This window comes from uncultured Bacteroides sp. (genome assembly GCF_902491285.1).
Taxonomy (GTDB): Bacteria; Bacteroidota; Bacteroidia; order Bacteroidales; family Bacteroidaceae; genus Bacteroides.
In genome coordinates this window covers 16,880-31,848 of the sequence record NZ_CABUHK010000015.1, presented here as the reverse complement: position 1 = coordinate 31,848, position 14,969 = coordinate 16,880, and the positions used below count along the sequence as shown (strand labels likewise).

Genomic DNA, 14,969 nt, shown 5'->3' with positions numbered 1-14,969 from the left:
ATATATTTAAAATAATTGGTTATTTTTGCGACATAATGAATGCATGGTTTATCGTAATGTTATTGAGAGTAAAAGTCGTTGTTAGCTGCTGTTTAATAAGCCAGTTCTTTTTCCTGAGTGAAAAATGTTACGCTTCAGAGCAACAGATGTTAAAACAAACAATAGAAATCCCTGCTGATAAAACGACAGTAAGGGGGCGCGTTGTCGATACCAAAGGCGAACCGCTTATAGGTGCAACTGTACGTGAGAAAGGGGGAGTCAACGGAACCGTGACCAATATTGATGGAAATTTCTTCTTGTCCGTGCCGGATAGTGCTGTTTTACAAATATCCTTTATAGGCTATGAGACTACAGAAGTTAAAGTTTCAGGCAGGTCCATGCTTGAAATATTTCTTCGGGAAAGTGCCATAGAACTGGATCATGTCATTGTGACCGCCTTAGGGCTCGAAAAGGATGAGGCTACGCTGGCTTATTCCACGCAGAAAATAAAAGGGGAGGAACTCAGCCGTGTGAAAGAAATAAATCTGATTACCGCCCTCGCCGGAAAAGCTGCCGGGGTGCAGGTCAATAAAAACTCTTCCGGTATGGGCGGCTCCGCAAAAATCAGTCTCCGGGGAATCCGTTCGGCATTCGGCGATAACCAGCCGCTTTATGTGATAGACGGAGTACCGATGTCCAACACCACTTCGGAACAATCTTATTCGGCGATTGGCGGAACGGCAAATGCCGGAAACCGGGATAGCGGGGACGGTATTTCTAATTTGAACCCGGAAGATGTGGAAAGCATCAGTATCCTGAAAGGTGCTCCCGCCGCTGCTTTATACGGAAGTATGGCAGCCAACGGTGTGATTCTTATCACTACTAAAAAAGGAAATTCTACCGGACAACGGAGTATTCACTTCTCCACCGGACTGACTTTTGATAAGGCATTCAGCCTGCCTGAGATGCAGAACCGTTATGGCGTAAGCGACGTGACAGATAGCTGGGGTGAAAAGGCAAACTTGGAGAAGCATGATAACCTGAATGATTTCTTCCGTACCGGACTGACATCCATCACATCCGTATCCGTCAGCTATGGAAATGAAAACCTGCAGACTTACTTCTCTTATGCCAATACGACCGGAAAGGGGATTATTGACCGGAATAAACTGAAGAAGCACAATATCAATTTGCGTGAAACAGCTACCATGTTCAACAAACGTCTGAAACTGGACGGCAACGTCAATGTCATGAAGCAGACGGTAGAGAATAAACCCGTCTCAGGTGGTTTTTATATGAATCCGCTGGTAGGGCTTTACCGTTTCCCCCGTGGCGAAGACCTGTCATTTTATAAGGATAACTTTGAAACCTATGACACCGACCGGAAACTAGGGGTACAGAACTGGCATACATTTACCGAAGACTTCGAACAGAACCCTTATTGGATAGTGAACCGCATACAAAGTAAGGAGACACGTACACGTGTCATCCTTGCACTCTCGGCAAGTGTCAAAGTGAATGGCTGGCTGACGATTCAGGCTCGCGGCAATATGGATTACTGGGGCGACAAGCTACGTCAGAAGTTCTATGCTTCCACCGCTCCCGCTTTGTGTGGAGCGAACGGGCGGTATCTTGAGATGGATTATCAGGAGACGCAGATGTATGGAGACATCATGGCTATGTTCAAGAAAACCTGGGGCGATTTTACACTGGATGCGGCTATCGGCGGCAGTATAAATGACAGAGTCACAAACTCTACCCGCTATGACTCGAAAAATGCCTCTTTGAAGTTTGCCAATGTGTTTAATATCGCCAATATCGTTATGAACAGTTCCGCCAGCATTGACCAGAAAATAGATATGCACCGTCAACTGCAATCACTCTTTGCTACGGCTCAGATTGGCTATAAGGAGAAACTGTTCCTCGACTTGACAGCCCGTAATGACTGGGCATCCACTCTCTCGCATACCACGCATGAGAAATCCGGATTCGCTTACCCTTCTGTCGGTCTTTCCATGTTACTCGACAAATGGGTGAAGATGCCCGGATGGATTTCTTTCGCAAAACTGCGCGGCGCTTACAGTAAGGTAGGCAATGATATTCCGGCACATATCACCAACCCCTCTTCGCATGTCAATGCCGGTGGTGAGATACAGGCGAATGATGCCGCTCCTTTCCGGGAGATGGAGCCGGAAATGACACATGCCATAGAGTTTGGAACGGAATGGAGATTCTTTCAGCATCGTCTGGGAATTAACCTGACTTATTATCGCACTAATACCTATAACCAATTCTTCAAACTCCCTGCACTGGCAGGAGATGTGTACGCTTATCGGTATGTGAATGCCGGAAATATCCAAAACCGGGGGTGGGAAGTGACACTGAACGCGACTCCGGTGCTGAGTGCTGATTTTAGCTGGAAAACCTCTCTGAACTTCTCTTCCAACAAGAATAAGATTGTGAAATTGCATGATGACTTGAAGGAGATGGTGTACGGGCCTACCAGTTTTTCTTCCAGCTATGCGATGAAACTTATTAAAGGCGGTTCTATCGGTGATATTTACGGCAAGGCTTTTGTACGTGATGACCAGGGAAATATTGTCTACGAAACAGAGGGTGACAATAAAGGGTTTCCATCAGTGGAGGGGGACGGCAATACGATAAAAGTGGGAAATGCCAACCCTGTCTTTATGATGGGCTGGAACCATACATTCTCTTACAAAGGTTTCAGCCTCTACTTCCTGCTTGACTGGCGTTATGGCGGTGAGGTGCTTTCACAGACACAGGCGGAAATGGATCTTTACGGAGTGTCGGAAGTAACGGCCGATGCCCGGGATAGGGGATATGTCATGCTTGAGGGGCGGAAGATAGATAATGTAAGGGGATTCTATAAGATAGTGGGCGGACGCGCCGGAGTGACGGAATACTATATGTATGACGCTACCAACCTGCGGTTGCGTGAGGTGTCATTGAGCTATAATCTCCCTAAACAATGGATGCAGAAGACGAAAGTTTTGAAAGATGTGCAACTTTCGTTTGTTGCCCGTAATCTTTGTTTCTTGTATAAGGAAGCCCCTTTTGACCCGGATTTAGTGCTTTCTACGGGGAACGATAATCAGGGGATCGAAGTTTTCGGAATGCCCACTACCCGGAGTCTGGGCTTCTCGGTGAAATGTGAATTTTAAGAGTAGGAGAGAGGTATGAAAAAGAAATATATACATCTATGCCTGACAGGCTTGTTGCTGTTTTCCGTTGCTTGTACCGGAAATTTCCGTGACTATAATACCGATTTATCCGGCATTACGGATGATGACCTGATTATTGATGATAACGGTTATGGAATCCGTTTGGGAATTATCCAGCAGGGTATTTATTTTAACTACGATTATGGGAAAGGCAAGAACTGGCCTTTCCAGTTGACGCAGAATCTGAATGCGGATATGTTCAGCGGATATATGCATGATGCCAAACCGCTGAACGGTGGTTCGCACAACTCCGACTATAATATGCAGGACGGTTGGAACAGCGCGATGTGGACACATATGTATTCGTATGTTTTTCCGCAGATATACCAGTCGGAGAATGCCACACGGAACACTCAGCCTGCCTTGTTCGGCATCACGAAAATACTAAAGGTGGAAGCCATGCATCGTGTGACGGATTATTACGGTCCTGTCATCTACAAGAATTTCGCCAACGTGGCAAACCATTACCGTCCCGATACGCAAAAAGATGTTTATTATGAGTTCTTCAATGAACTCGACTCGGCGGTTGTTGCCCTTATCGGTTATATAGAGGAGAAGCCGGATGCCAATGAATTTGCCCGTTTTGATATTCTGCTGGATGGTAACTATACTTCCTGGATAAAATTTGCCAATTCCTTGCGCCTTCGTCTTGCCATGCGTTTGGCATCCGTTGTTCCCGATAAGGCGCAGGGTGAAATTGGGAAAATAAAGAAAAACGGCTACGGTGTCTTTGAAACAGTTACAGAGAAAGTGGCGGTTTCTACCCAATCGGGATATACCAATCCATTGGGCGAACTCAACCTTGTATGGAATGAAACCTATATGAGTGCCCCGATGGAATCCATCTTGACAGGCTACAATGACCCTCGTCTAGAAGTTTATTTCAAACCTTGCACGGATGTTGAATTTAAAAATAAATATCGTGGAATCCGTCAGGGAACCTGCTTTGCCCACAACCATTATGCCGGGTTGTCGAAACTGTCCGTCACCCAATCTACGGATGCTCCCCTGATGACCGCTTCGGAAATTTGGTTTCTGCGTGCCGAAGCCGCTTTGCGGGGATGGACGGACGAAGATGAAGAGGTCTGCTATCGGAACGGAGTGACGACCTCTTTTCAGCAATGGGGAGTCTATGGAGCGGAAGAGTATCTGCAAAGTGACCTGACTGCCGCTGACTTTATAGATACCTATGACGAAGAGAACAATATCGAAGCCCGTTGTAAAATATCTCCCAAATGGGACAGGGAGGACGACAAGGAAACGAAACTGGAAAAGATAATCACTCAAAAATGGATTGCCATGTTCCCTGAAGGCTGTGAGGCTTGGGCGGAACAGAGACGGACGGGGTATCCCCGCTTATTTCCCGTGCGCTTCAATCATAGCAGGAACGGATGCATAGATCCGGAAATCATGGTACGCCGCCTTAACTTCCCCGGCACCCTTCAGACAGAAGACCCTGACCAATATCTTGCACTTGTACAAGCGCTGGGTGGAGAAGACCATGGTGGCACACGCCTCTGGTGGGATACAGGAAATAATAACTTGGAATAAGAAACTGCGGAAATAATAATGCCGGACGTATTACAACAAGCCCCCGAAGCGTCTTCTCTTTAGGAATCACCAACGGCGGGCTGACTGCAATTATAGCAAATATAGTAATACGTGTAAAAGAAGAAAAGGATTAGCCCTCAAGACTTAAATTGCTCATTCTCTCAGTGATGTGGAAGGGAAAATCTGGATACTCGTAAAGACTGAAGCGAGGTTCGGTTTCTCCTTTCGTATAGCTCCATATCGAGGTGTAATCTTCCGGGTCTTCCCCCATTTTGGCCAACTGGCGCAGATAAGCCGCCAACGATTTATTCTCCACAATATAAATCTGTCCCATTTGGTCGATAATCGGACTATGATGACGAGTGCCGTCATGCTCAAAACGCAGGATACGCTTCCCTTCTTCCGTCAGCCCCACCAATTGGAAAGTCATACTCTTGCCGATAGCCGGTAAATTCAACACGCTACGGTCTGTAGCAAGGAAAGGCAAACGGTGCTTTCTCATAAAGCGTCTCAACTGCTTGGCGACATCTTCTTTCGGTTCTTCTTCCATCCCCACCTTTGTCTCCAAGATTCGATAGAGTTCTTCCGCCTGCTCCGAAGTCATCTGTCCATATATCTTCTCTTCCTGCTGCTCCTGCATCGAACGGCTGTTCGGCGCAAATACCGCATGATTCTCATTGAATCCCTTCACGGAAAAAGTATAATAACACATCACTCCCAAAGAATTGAGCACCTGCCGAAGCCGTGTGGTATGTCCCCGTCGCGAAGCCGCCACCGTATATACCAACTGGTTCGTAATAATCCATCCTGCAGAAAGAATCTTCCGGATAGCCTCTTTGGCTTCCGGTGTCACCTCTAGCGGTGTCTGAAAATGTGTCTGAATAATAAACTGCTTCACCCCGATAGCCGAAGCCTTCTCCTTAAATTCCCGCAACAGTTCCACCAGTCCGTCATTGATGCGCATCGGCAGATAAGCCAACAATCGTGATCCCAACCGTACCCGTTGCAACTCCGCATATTTCTCACCTTCCGGTCGTTCAAGGTTCGCCCTCTGCTTCCGTGCGGCCATCCTGTATACCGCATCCAAAATATTCTGCAGTGTCTTGTTCTGGCTCATCAACGCATCCCCACCGGTAATCAGAATATCCCGCAACTGCGTATCCTCTTCAAAATATGTCATCAACCGCCGTAACTTACGATCCCAAGACTCCTTCGGGCGTAGAGACTCAAACTCAAAATTCAACCGTTCACTCTGAAAATCATACATCCGCTGGCAAGAAGCACAAAGCCCCCCGCAAGCCCTTCCCATCGTATCGGGAATCAGAATAGCCACTTCCGGATACCGCCGGTGAATATTGTGCCCGTCCGGCAACAGCCACCCCGCCGCGTTCGGCTTTCCGGGTTCTACAATATCTTCCTTCTCCCACGCATGAATATTCCCGTATGTCTCCACCAACCGTGGCGAATAAAGAATATAACTCCGGATTGCTTCGTCATTATACCCATATCCCGTCACATTCAGCAACGACAAATAATAAGGAGTGGCAAAGAACGGCATTCCTTTCTTCCGTGCCTTATAAAGCAAATACATAGTCTCCGACGAAAGTGAATTACCCAGAAAGCGGTTCAACTCTCCTGGGCTCTTCACCGCCATTGACAAGTGAAAACGAAAATCATTCCACCACTCACTCACCAGCTTGTATTTTTCCTCATAACTCATCCCTTCCTCAAAGTGAAAACGCACCGAAGGTTTCGACTTCCTGTTTTCAATCTTCTGAATCAGCAAATGCAGCATCCGTTCCTTATTCTCGTCCCGAATTTCGCGTACCTCTTCGTCCAACCCCGTTTCCCACCGGTCATTCCGGTTCTTAATGCGCTGAACCGATGGAAAAGGAACCATATCCCCTTTCAACCGTCTGAACATCTGATAAATCTCAATAAATAAATCTGTCGGCATCTCCATATTCTCCAACGTCTCCGTCAGAAACTCATAAAGCAGCCGAATAGTCCGTACCGGCATATCCTGTCCCGTAGACAGTTCATGCACATCCAGCCCGTCATACTGGAGTAAGAGTCGAATTTGCTCCCTTGCCTCTTCCGCAGCCTGGTTCTCTATATCACAAGTGTCCAGCAATCTCAGCAATCCAGCCTTAAAGTCCTCAACAGTAGTACTTCTTTCAGCTATCTCCACCAATTCCGGAATCTCCTGACCATAGATTTGTTTCAACTGTGAAAAAGTAAGCGTAAGCATTTTCTTTTGTTTCATAAGCAATCCATTTCTTTTTGTTGGTTAATAATAAAGATGGTATGTCGGTTTTCATAGAGCCTATAAAGATAACAAAAAAAGCAGAGGTTCAAAACCCCTGCTTTTCCTATCATGTTATTCTTTACGGTTTTCTAACATTTACGGCTACTTATTTTTTCGTTTCCGTGTCATCCTTTTTTTGTTTCGGTTCCTTTTTGGCCAGTAGGACGATATTATATACATAATCCGTCATCCACTGTTCCGAGTATCCCAAACGTTCCTTGTACTGACGGACAGCGGCTGCTGTCTTATGCACGTCATCAGCTTTCCATACCATCTTGGTACATACATCATGTACCGTCTTTTGTGTCATGCCATATAGAGCCTTCTTGAAAATAGACGGCATACGGAACTTCCACTGCATCAAGTTTCCCATCAACATCATCAAGTCATTGGAGAATCCCTGATACATAAACAAATAAGACTGGATATCATTCTGTGTGCGGCAATTACGTTTCACCGAAGCGTCAATTTCTTTGAAGAAACTCTCGTTCAGCCCGTAATCCTGCATCAACATTTTGCGTGAAGCCGACTTCTCTGCCAATCCCAACTTGCCATTCTGGGTAGGTACCTTAAACAGGCGTTTAAAGTTGGCCACATCCGGCAGGAAGCGGATATTTGTAATACCAAGATTCGTGGCGATAACTGACTGGAAATAAACCCGGGTCAGAGATATGAAATCTTCTACGTTGCCGACTTTTGTTTCATCGGATTTTTTCTTGAATAAACCAAATAAGCTCATTGTTATATTTACAATTTTATTATTTACAATTTACTGTTGGAGTGCGTGGGGAGTTATATTATATAACTATCCTTTGGCAATCTGCCCGCAAAGGTACAAAAACAGTTGGGTTTCACCAACATTCCAACTCCTTTTCGATGTCCGGCATTGTCTCTTTTTTATTATATTGTGGTTATTCGTTCTTCATTCGGAAGTAGAATTTATGATTTTCGAACACAGGCTCCACAATATCATAACGGACAAATTTGGCAAGCAGATGTTCGGCAGCGCGGCGTGAAAGTCCTGTCTGGCGGCAATAGCGGTTGAGTGAAAGTAAAGCCCCCTGTTCCAGTTGGTTCAGTAAAAGCTGTTCCCGCTCAGTGTAGCGGATAAGCTCCCCACGCGGACTGTCACTCTGTTGCCATACACGTAGGTGTATAGGAGTTGCCAGTATGTTTTCGTCTTTGATGCGGAGATAGGCGAGAGGTTTTCCCGTTTCATCTTTGGCATAAACCGGTTTGTGCGGAGTCTCTTCAATCGTTGCTACCAAAACCTGTCGTCCTTCTGCTATATATGTTTTTAGGGTATATTCCACTTCCGGGACACAGTAAAGTTGTGCCGCAGCTTCAATCATATATTTCTCTTCTTCGGAGCGTACTCCGGCAATTTTTCCGTTGTCCTTCACACCGATAAGCAACCGTCCCCCGTCGGTGTTGGCAAAAGCGGAGAGTGTCTTGGCTATTTTTCGGGCGTCGGAGATTTCGAACTTAAAATCCTGTTGTTGATGCTCACCTTCAGCAATCAGTGTATGTATATAATCGGTATCTGTAAGCAGTTTCATGGTTGCAAAGGTAGATAAAAAAGGTGAAAACCCCTTTTTTTGCATAATTTTCGAAGAATATTTCAAAAAAAATATTGTTTTTATGCGTTTATTTCGGGAAACAGTGTATTTTTGCGGCACATTATTAACGAAAAAAATAAAAGGATTATGAAAGAATTGGTAGAAAAGGTAGCAGCTCTTTATGCTGACTTCTCAAAAGATGCTAACGCTCAGATTGAAAACGGTAACAAAGCAGCAGGAACTCGTGCTCGTAAGGCTTCTTTGGAAATCGAGAAAGCTATGAAAGAATTCCGTAAAGCATCTTTGGAAGCTGCTAAGCAGTAATATTAGTAGACTACTAAGATACAGGAAAAAGGAGAGGGTCTGTCGCTTGCGGCAGACCCTCTTTCTGTGTTGGAAGTATCTTTTTTAATGGAAGATTTGGAAATGGATATTCAAACCAAATTAAATCGTATATTTGCGGAATAATCAGATTGATCAGATTGGGAATTTATGAACGAAAATGTCTTGGCTAAACTGAAGATACTCGCGGAATCCGCGAAGTATGATGTTTCCTGCTCTTCCAGTGGCACTGTACGCTCCAACAAACCGGGGATGCTGGGCAATACTGTCGGAGGATGGGGAATATGCCATAGTTTTGCCGAAGACGGACGGTGCATATCGTTGCTGAAAATCATGCTTACCAATTATTGTATCTACGATTGTGCTTACTGCATCAACCGCCGCAGCAACGACCTTCCGCGTGCCACTTTCTCCGTATCCGAATTAGTGGAACTGACGATGGAATTTTATCGTCGTAACTATATAGAAGGATTATTCCTCAGCTCCGGCGTTGTCCGTAACCCGGATTATACAATGGAACGGTTGGTGCGTGTGGCGAAAGACCTGCGGCAAGTGTATCGCTTCAACGGATATATCCACCTGAAAAGTATCCCCGGTGCCAGCCGCGAACTGGTGAACGAAGCCGGACTGTATGCCGACCGTCTCAGCGTCAACGTAGAAATTCCCAAAGAAGAGAACCTGAAACTTCTTGCACCGGAGAAAGACCATAAAAGTGTCTTTGCCCCCATGAAGTACATTCAGCAAGGGGTATTGGAGAGTAAGGAAGAGCGGCAGAAATTCCGTCATGCCCCGCGTTTCGCACCTGCCGGACAGAGTACGCAAGTTATTGTCGGTGCTACTTCCGAATCGGATAAAGACATTCTGTTCCTCTCGTCGGCACTTTACAACCGTCCCACGATGAAGCGTGTCTATTACTCCGGCTATGTTTCTGTAAATACTTACGACAAGCGCCTGCCCGCCTTGAAGCAACCACCACTGGTACGCGAAAACCGGCTTTATCAGGCTGACTGGCTGTTACGTTTCTACCAGTTCAAAGTAGACGAAATAGTGGACGACTCTTACCCGGACCTTGATCTTGAAATAGACCCGAAGCTCTCATGGGCATTGCGCCACCCTGAGCATTTCCCAGTCGACATTAATAAAGCGGATTACGAAATGCTTCTCCGTGTGCCGGGTATCGGTGTGAAATCGGCGAAGCTGATTGTTGCTTCCCGGCGTTTCTCCCGACTGGGGTTCTACGAATTAAAGAAGATAGGAGTGGTGATGAAGAAAGCACAATATTTCATTACCTGTAAGGAACTTCCTCTCCAGATGCAGACTGTGAACGAGCTTTCTCCGCAACGGGTACGTTCTTTGTTATTGCCAAAACCGAAAAAGAAAGTGGATGAACGACAGTTGATACTTGATTTTGGAGAATGAATATTTATATCTACGATAAAACCTTTGACGGTCTGCTGACTGCTGTCTTTGATGCTTATTTCCGTAAGACCTTTCCCGACGAACTTTTGTCGGAAGGAGATGCTTTGCCCTTGTTTTATGATGAACTGCATACAGTAGTCACTGATGAAGAAAAAGCCACTCGTGTATGGCGCGGTTTACAGAAAAAAGTTTCATCTTCGGCATTGGGGTGTCTTACTCAAAGCTGGTTGTCGGAACTGCCGGAAGTAGGGATGCTTATTTTTCGTTATATCCGTAAGGCGATTGATTCTCCCCGTTCCATTGAAACTAACTTTGCTGACCCGGATGTACTGCAATTGGCACAAATCTGGAAGAAGGTAGATGGTGAACGTGTGCACCTGATGCAGTTCGTCCGTTTTCAGAAGGCTGCGGACGGTACATTCTTTGCTGCTTTCGAACCGCAATTTAATGCATTGCCGCTTACCGTTCATCACTTCAAAGACCGTTTTGCCGACCAAAAGTGGATTATCTATGATATGAAACGTCGCTATGGATTTTATTACGATTTACAAGAAGTGACTACGATTTCTTTTGATGATGACAGTCGAGAATCCCACCTGATAACGGGAATGCTTGACGAAAGCCTTATGGATAAAGACGAAAAACTCTTCCAGCAACTTTGGAAAACCTATTTCAAGGCGATTTGTATAAAAGAGCGCATTAATCCGAGGAAACACAGGCAGGATATGCCTGTGCGCTATTGGAAGTATCTGACAGAGAAACAGCGATAGTCCGGCAAGGGAACTTATTCAATCCGTTGCACCGTCACGTCCGGAAATTCCTGTATCAGAGAAAGTAGTTGGCCTTCATCATTGTTCCGCTTTGATTTGATTACCATTGTTACCTGATAAGATTCGGTTTCGCTTGTGTGAGAGGTTTCCATTTCATAGGAGACTATTAGGTAGTCTTTGGAGTTGAATCTGTCTGCTATCAGTTTCAGCGTGTCTTTATTGGTGGTAGAGAAAGATACCATTGAACTTTTCATGCCGATACTTTTGAAGAGATAACTGAGCAGTTCCAGTCCGACAAGAGTCAATACCATAGCGGCAATTCCGATAGTATACATTCCAGCACCGACTGCCAGCCCGATGCCTGCCGTTGCCCAAATGCCTGCCGCAGTGGTTAGTCCGCGGACTATTTGCTTCTGAAAGATGATGGTTCCTGCACCGATAAATCCGATGCCACTGACAACTTGTGCAGCTACACGACTTGGGTCGAGCGTCACACTGTTTTCTTTTATAATCTCCTGAAATCCGTATTGGGAGACAATCATAATCAGTGCACTGCCTAGTGAAACGAGGAAATGAGTGCGGTATCCGGCTTCTTTGGCACGGTATTCACGGTCCAGTCCGATAATGGCTCCGAGTATTCCGGCAACTAGCAAGCGTAATACAAAATCCATGTTCAACATCATACGTTCAATCTCCTTTCTGTTTTTTATTGTTTGTGGATAAAATGCTTAGACCTATAAATATACAATTATTTCCTCTTTTTGTGTCGTTAATTTAGTAATATTTGAATGTATCCGTTCTATTTTATCGTATATTCGCACACTCAAATAAATGTTTAATCCCGTGATTGGGCGAATAATGAAGAAAAGAATATTTTATATAATCAGCTTTTTGGTAATCTTTTGTGTAGAAGTACTGATTGCCTTGTATGTGCGTGATAATTTTGTGCGTCCATACATCGGGGATGTATTGGTCGTTGTGCTGGTATATTGTTTTGTGAGGATATTTTTGCCGACAGGTATTCCACGAATGCCGTTCTATGTATTTCTCTTTGCCTGTTTTGTGGAGATGATGCAGTACTTCCAGTTGGCAGAAACTTTAGGTATTACGAATCGCGTAGCCAGAGTTGTTCTAGGCTCTACGTTCGATTGGGCGGATATTGCCTGTTATGCAGTGGGATGCGTACTGATTATTTTATTTGAGCGCTTGTCTCAACGGAAATAACAAAAAAACGGGGTGAGAATCGTAAGTACGACCATCACCCCATTTTTTATAAGAGCATTGCTTCCTACTTGCTTTCAATCTCCAGCACACCTTTCACCAGCCCTTTTCCGCTAGCTTCCAGTATAATCTTTCCCGGCTTGTCGGAAGAAGAAACGATAGCAGTCATCATACCGCTGAAGACCTTCATCTTCGGAGTTTGGAACGATTCGAGCGAAGCGGGATTTCCGTTGGCTCCTGCACGGTATGTTCCTGCACCTTTCACTTTAAAGCTGATAACGTTGTCAGCTAGCGGACAGAGGTTACCGTCTTTATCCACTACTCTGACAGTGACAAACGACAGGTCTTTTTCATCGGCTTTGATTTGTGTACGGTCCGGTATCAGTTCAATATGATGAGGCTTTCCGGCTGTATGAATCTCCTTTTCGGCGACAGCCTTGCCGTCTTTATCATAAGCTACGACTTTCACCGTACCTGGTTCGTACTTTGTATCCATCCACATCAGGCGATAACGCTGCTGGCGTTTGAGGTTAGCCATAGAAGCGGAATCGGCACTGTTGTCAATCGTTATGGAGAGGTCTTTCGTACGTTTGCCCTGACTCTTGCCGTTGATAAACAGTTCGGCAGACGGATAGTTGGTATAGACAAATACGGGCACTACTTCCCCTTCGTGTCCTTCCCAATTCCAGTGCGGCAGGATATGGAGCGTTTCTTCCTTTTTGTTCCAATGGCTGCGATAGAGATAATAACGGTCTTTCGGCAATCCGGCAAGGTCAATGATTCCGAATAGGGAAGAATGGCTTGGCCAGTCCGTATAATAAGGGGTCGGTTCGCCCAGATAGTCGAATCCGGTCCATACAAATTCTCCGATACAATATGGCAAGTCTTCATGCTGAATGAAATCATCTTCGGGCAGATTAGACCATCCGCAGTGTTCTACGTCATAAGAAGAAGCCTGATGATCGGGATATTTCTGCATCGAACGGCGGGCAACAGGCAGTTTGTATACACCACGTGAGCTGACCGTTGAAGCGGTCTCACTGCCCAGGATAATTTGTTGCGGGAGTTTCTTGTAATTTTCCTGGTATTTGTGCGGGCGATAGTTGAATCCGGCTACGTCCATCACGGCAGCCATATTGTTATTAACCACAGCGTCGGGAGCATCCATACCTTGAGTGACGGGACGTGTAGGATCCTCACGATGGCAGATGTCCTGCAGGAATCGGGAGAGTTTCGGACCGCGGTCGCCGTTCCACTGGTCGGGAACTTCATTTCCGATACACCACATTACTACACTGGGGTTGTTACGGAACTGATGAAGCAGATTCACCAAATCTTTCTCCACCCATTCGTCAAAAACCTTATGATAACCGTTCTGCAATTTAGCACCTTTCCATTCGTCGAATGATTCCGCCATCACCATCATACCCATCTCGTCACAAGCGCGAATCAACTCCGGTGCGGGCATATTGTGAGAAGTACGGATGGCGTTGCAACCCATATCCTTCAATATACGTATCTGACGACGGATACCGGCTTCATTGGCGATACCACCCAACGGTCCTAAGTCATGATGATTGCAGACCCCCTTGAACACAGTGCGTTCTCCGTTCAGATAAAATCCTTTGTTCGGGATGATTTCAATAGACCGTATACCGAACGGTGTGGTATACTCGTCTTTCAGTGTATTGCCCTCGTAAACCTTGGATACGGCAGAATAGAGAGATGGTGAGTCGGGCGACCAGAGCAGGGGAGTATCTATCACGAAATTCTGTTCAAATATATTTCCGTCATACTTTCTTCCTTTTTCTTCGTTGGTGGCTACAACTTTGCCGTCGGGAGCTTTCAGCTCAGTCACAATGCGGTAATCAGTAAAAGACTTGCCGGAAGGAAATTCGAGACAGGTTTTCAGGTTTACTTTGGCAAACTCCTTTTTCACGACAGGGGTAGTAAGCTGCGTTCCCCATGTCGGGACATGGGCGTCTTCGTTAATCACCAGATGGACATTCCGATACAGTCCTGCACCCGGATACCAGCGTGAAGATTCGGTTTCGTTTTCCAAACGGATGGCTAATGTGTTCTGTTCGCCCGCTTTCAGGTAAGGGGTAGCGTCGATACGGAAAGAGTTGTAGCCGTAGGGCCAGTAACCTGCTTCCTGTCCGTTGATGTACACGCGGGCATGACTCATGGCACCGTCAAGAATAAGAGTTGCTTTCTTGCCGGAAGAGAAACCCGGAACTTCGAAATTCAGGCGATACCAGCCTACTCCGACAAAAGGAAGTCCGCCTGTACGTCCCGCGTGTTCCATTGCTTCCTTTTGGCCATCCTGGGTGATAGCTACGTTCTGTTTGTCGTTGTCGATGCTGAAAGGACCATAAATAGCCCAGTCGTGAGGGACGGTGACGGATTGCCATTTGGCGTCGTCATACTGTTTCTGACTGAAATTCTTGTCGTCTTCACGAGTGAATTTCCATCCTTTCTCAAAGGTGTGTTTAGTGCGCACTTGCGCGATGACCAATGTCGGTAAAGCTGCTAATAGAGCTGCTGCGATTTTAAGATGTTTATTCATACATAT

General features: G+C 45.8%; 11 protein-coding genes. 6 read left to right on the top strand and 5 right to left on the bottom strand.

Features of this window, described 5'->3' with window-relative positions:
* Positions 1-35: 35 nt before the first annotated feature.
* Both RDN93_RS05815 and RDN93_RS05810 read left to right on the top strand, forming a co-directional pair.
* A complete protein-coding gene (locus tag RDN93_RS05815) occupies positions 36-3,164 on the top strand; it encodes a TonB-dependent receptor (protein ID WP_308744622.1) in 3,129 nt (1,042 codons plus the stop codon).
* Positions 3,165-3,179: 15 nt separating this feature from the next.
* Entirely contained in the window at positions 3,180-4,775 is a 1,596-nt protein-coding gene (locus tag RDN93_RS05810; protein ID WP_308744621.1) for a SusD/RagB family nutrient-binding outer membrane lipoprotein, read from the top strand.
* 130 nt (positions 4,776-4,905) lie between these two features.
* Here RDN93_RS05810 and RDN93_RS05805 read toward each other — a convergent pair whose 3' ends face one another.
* The 3 genes from RDN93_RS05805 to RDN93_RS05795 form a co-directional block, all read right to left on the bottom strand.
* Positions 4,906-7,041 (bottom strand): KamA family protein, encoded by a 2,136-nt coding sequence (locus RDN93_RS05805; protein WP_308744620.1) that lies wholly within the window; start codon positions 7,039-7,041, stop codon positions 4,906-4,908.
* A gap of 148 nt (positions 7,042-7,189) precedes the next feature.
* Positions 7,190-7,822, bottom strand: coding sequence for a hypothetical protein (locus tag RDN93_RS05800; protein ID WP_308744619.1), 633 nt, complete (start codon positions 7,820-7,822; stop codon positions 7,190-7,192).
* Between the two features lie 172 nt (positions 7,823-7,994).
* A complete protein-coding gene (locus tag RDN93_RS05795) occupies positions 7,995-8,642 on the bottom strand; it encodes an ATP-binding protein (protein ID WP_308744618.1) in 648 nt (215 codons plus the stop codon).
* A 147-nt stretch (positions 8,643-8,789) separates the two neighbouring features.
* On the opposite strand from RDN93_RS05795, the gene RDN93_RS05790 reads away from it, so the two are divergent.
* The 3 genes from RDN93_RS05790 (at position 8,790) to RDN93_RS05780 (ending at position 11,173) form a co-directional block, all read left to right on the top strand.
* The gene (locus RDN93_RS05790) at positions 8,790-8,966 is read left to right on the top strand and encodes a histone H1 (protein WP_024988745.1); all 177 of its coding nucleotides are present in this window, start codon (positions 8,790-8,792) and stop codon (positions 8,964-8,966) included.
* A gap of 168 nt (positions 8,967-9,134) precedes the next feature.
* Positions 9,135-10,403: a putative DNA modification/repair radical SAM protein gene (locus RDN93_RS05785; RefSeq protein ID WP_308744617.1), complete on the top strand. Its 1,269-nt coding sequence runs from the start codon at positions 9,135-9,137 to the stop codon at positions 10,401-10,403.
* Positions 10,400-11,173, top strand: coding sequence for a TIGR03915 family putative DNA repair protein (locus tag RDN93_RS05780; protein ID WP_308744616.1), 774 nt, complete (start codon positions 10,400-10,402; stop codon positions 11,171-11,173). Before RDN93_RS05785 ends, RDN93_RS05780 begins: the two co-directional genes overlap by 4 nt.
* A 14-nt stretch (positions 11,174-11,187) precedes the next feature.
* On the opposite strand, the gene RDN93_RS05775 is transcribed toward RDN93_RS05780, so the two are convergent.
* Positions 11,188-11,856, bottom strand: a complete 669-nt coding sequence (locus RDN93_RS05775) for an MgtC/SapB family protein (protein WP_308744615.1) — start codon at positions 11,854-11,856, stop codon at positions 11,188-11,190.
* Between the two features lie 175 nt (positions 11,857-12,031).
* Here RDN93_RS05775 and RDN93_RS05770 point away from each other — a divergent pair, with 175 nt between their 5' ends.
* Positions 12,032-12,397, top strand: a complete 366-nt coding sequence (locus RDN93_RS05770; protein ID WP_308744614.1) for a DUF2809 domain-containing protein — start codon at positions 12,032-12,034, stop codon at positions 12,395-12,397.
* A gap of 64 nt (positions 12,398-12,461) precedes the next feature.
* Here the strand turns inward: RDN93_RS05770 and galB are convergent, their stop codons facing one another.
* Complete coding sequence (galB, locus tag RDN93_RS05765; RefSeq protein WP_308744613.1) at positions 12,462-14,963, bottom strand: beta-galactosidase GalB; 2,502 nt, start codon at positions 14,961-14,963, stop codon at positions 12,462-12,464.
* Positions 14,964-14,969 lie beyond the last annotated feature (6 nt).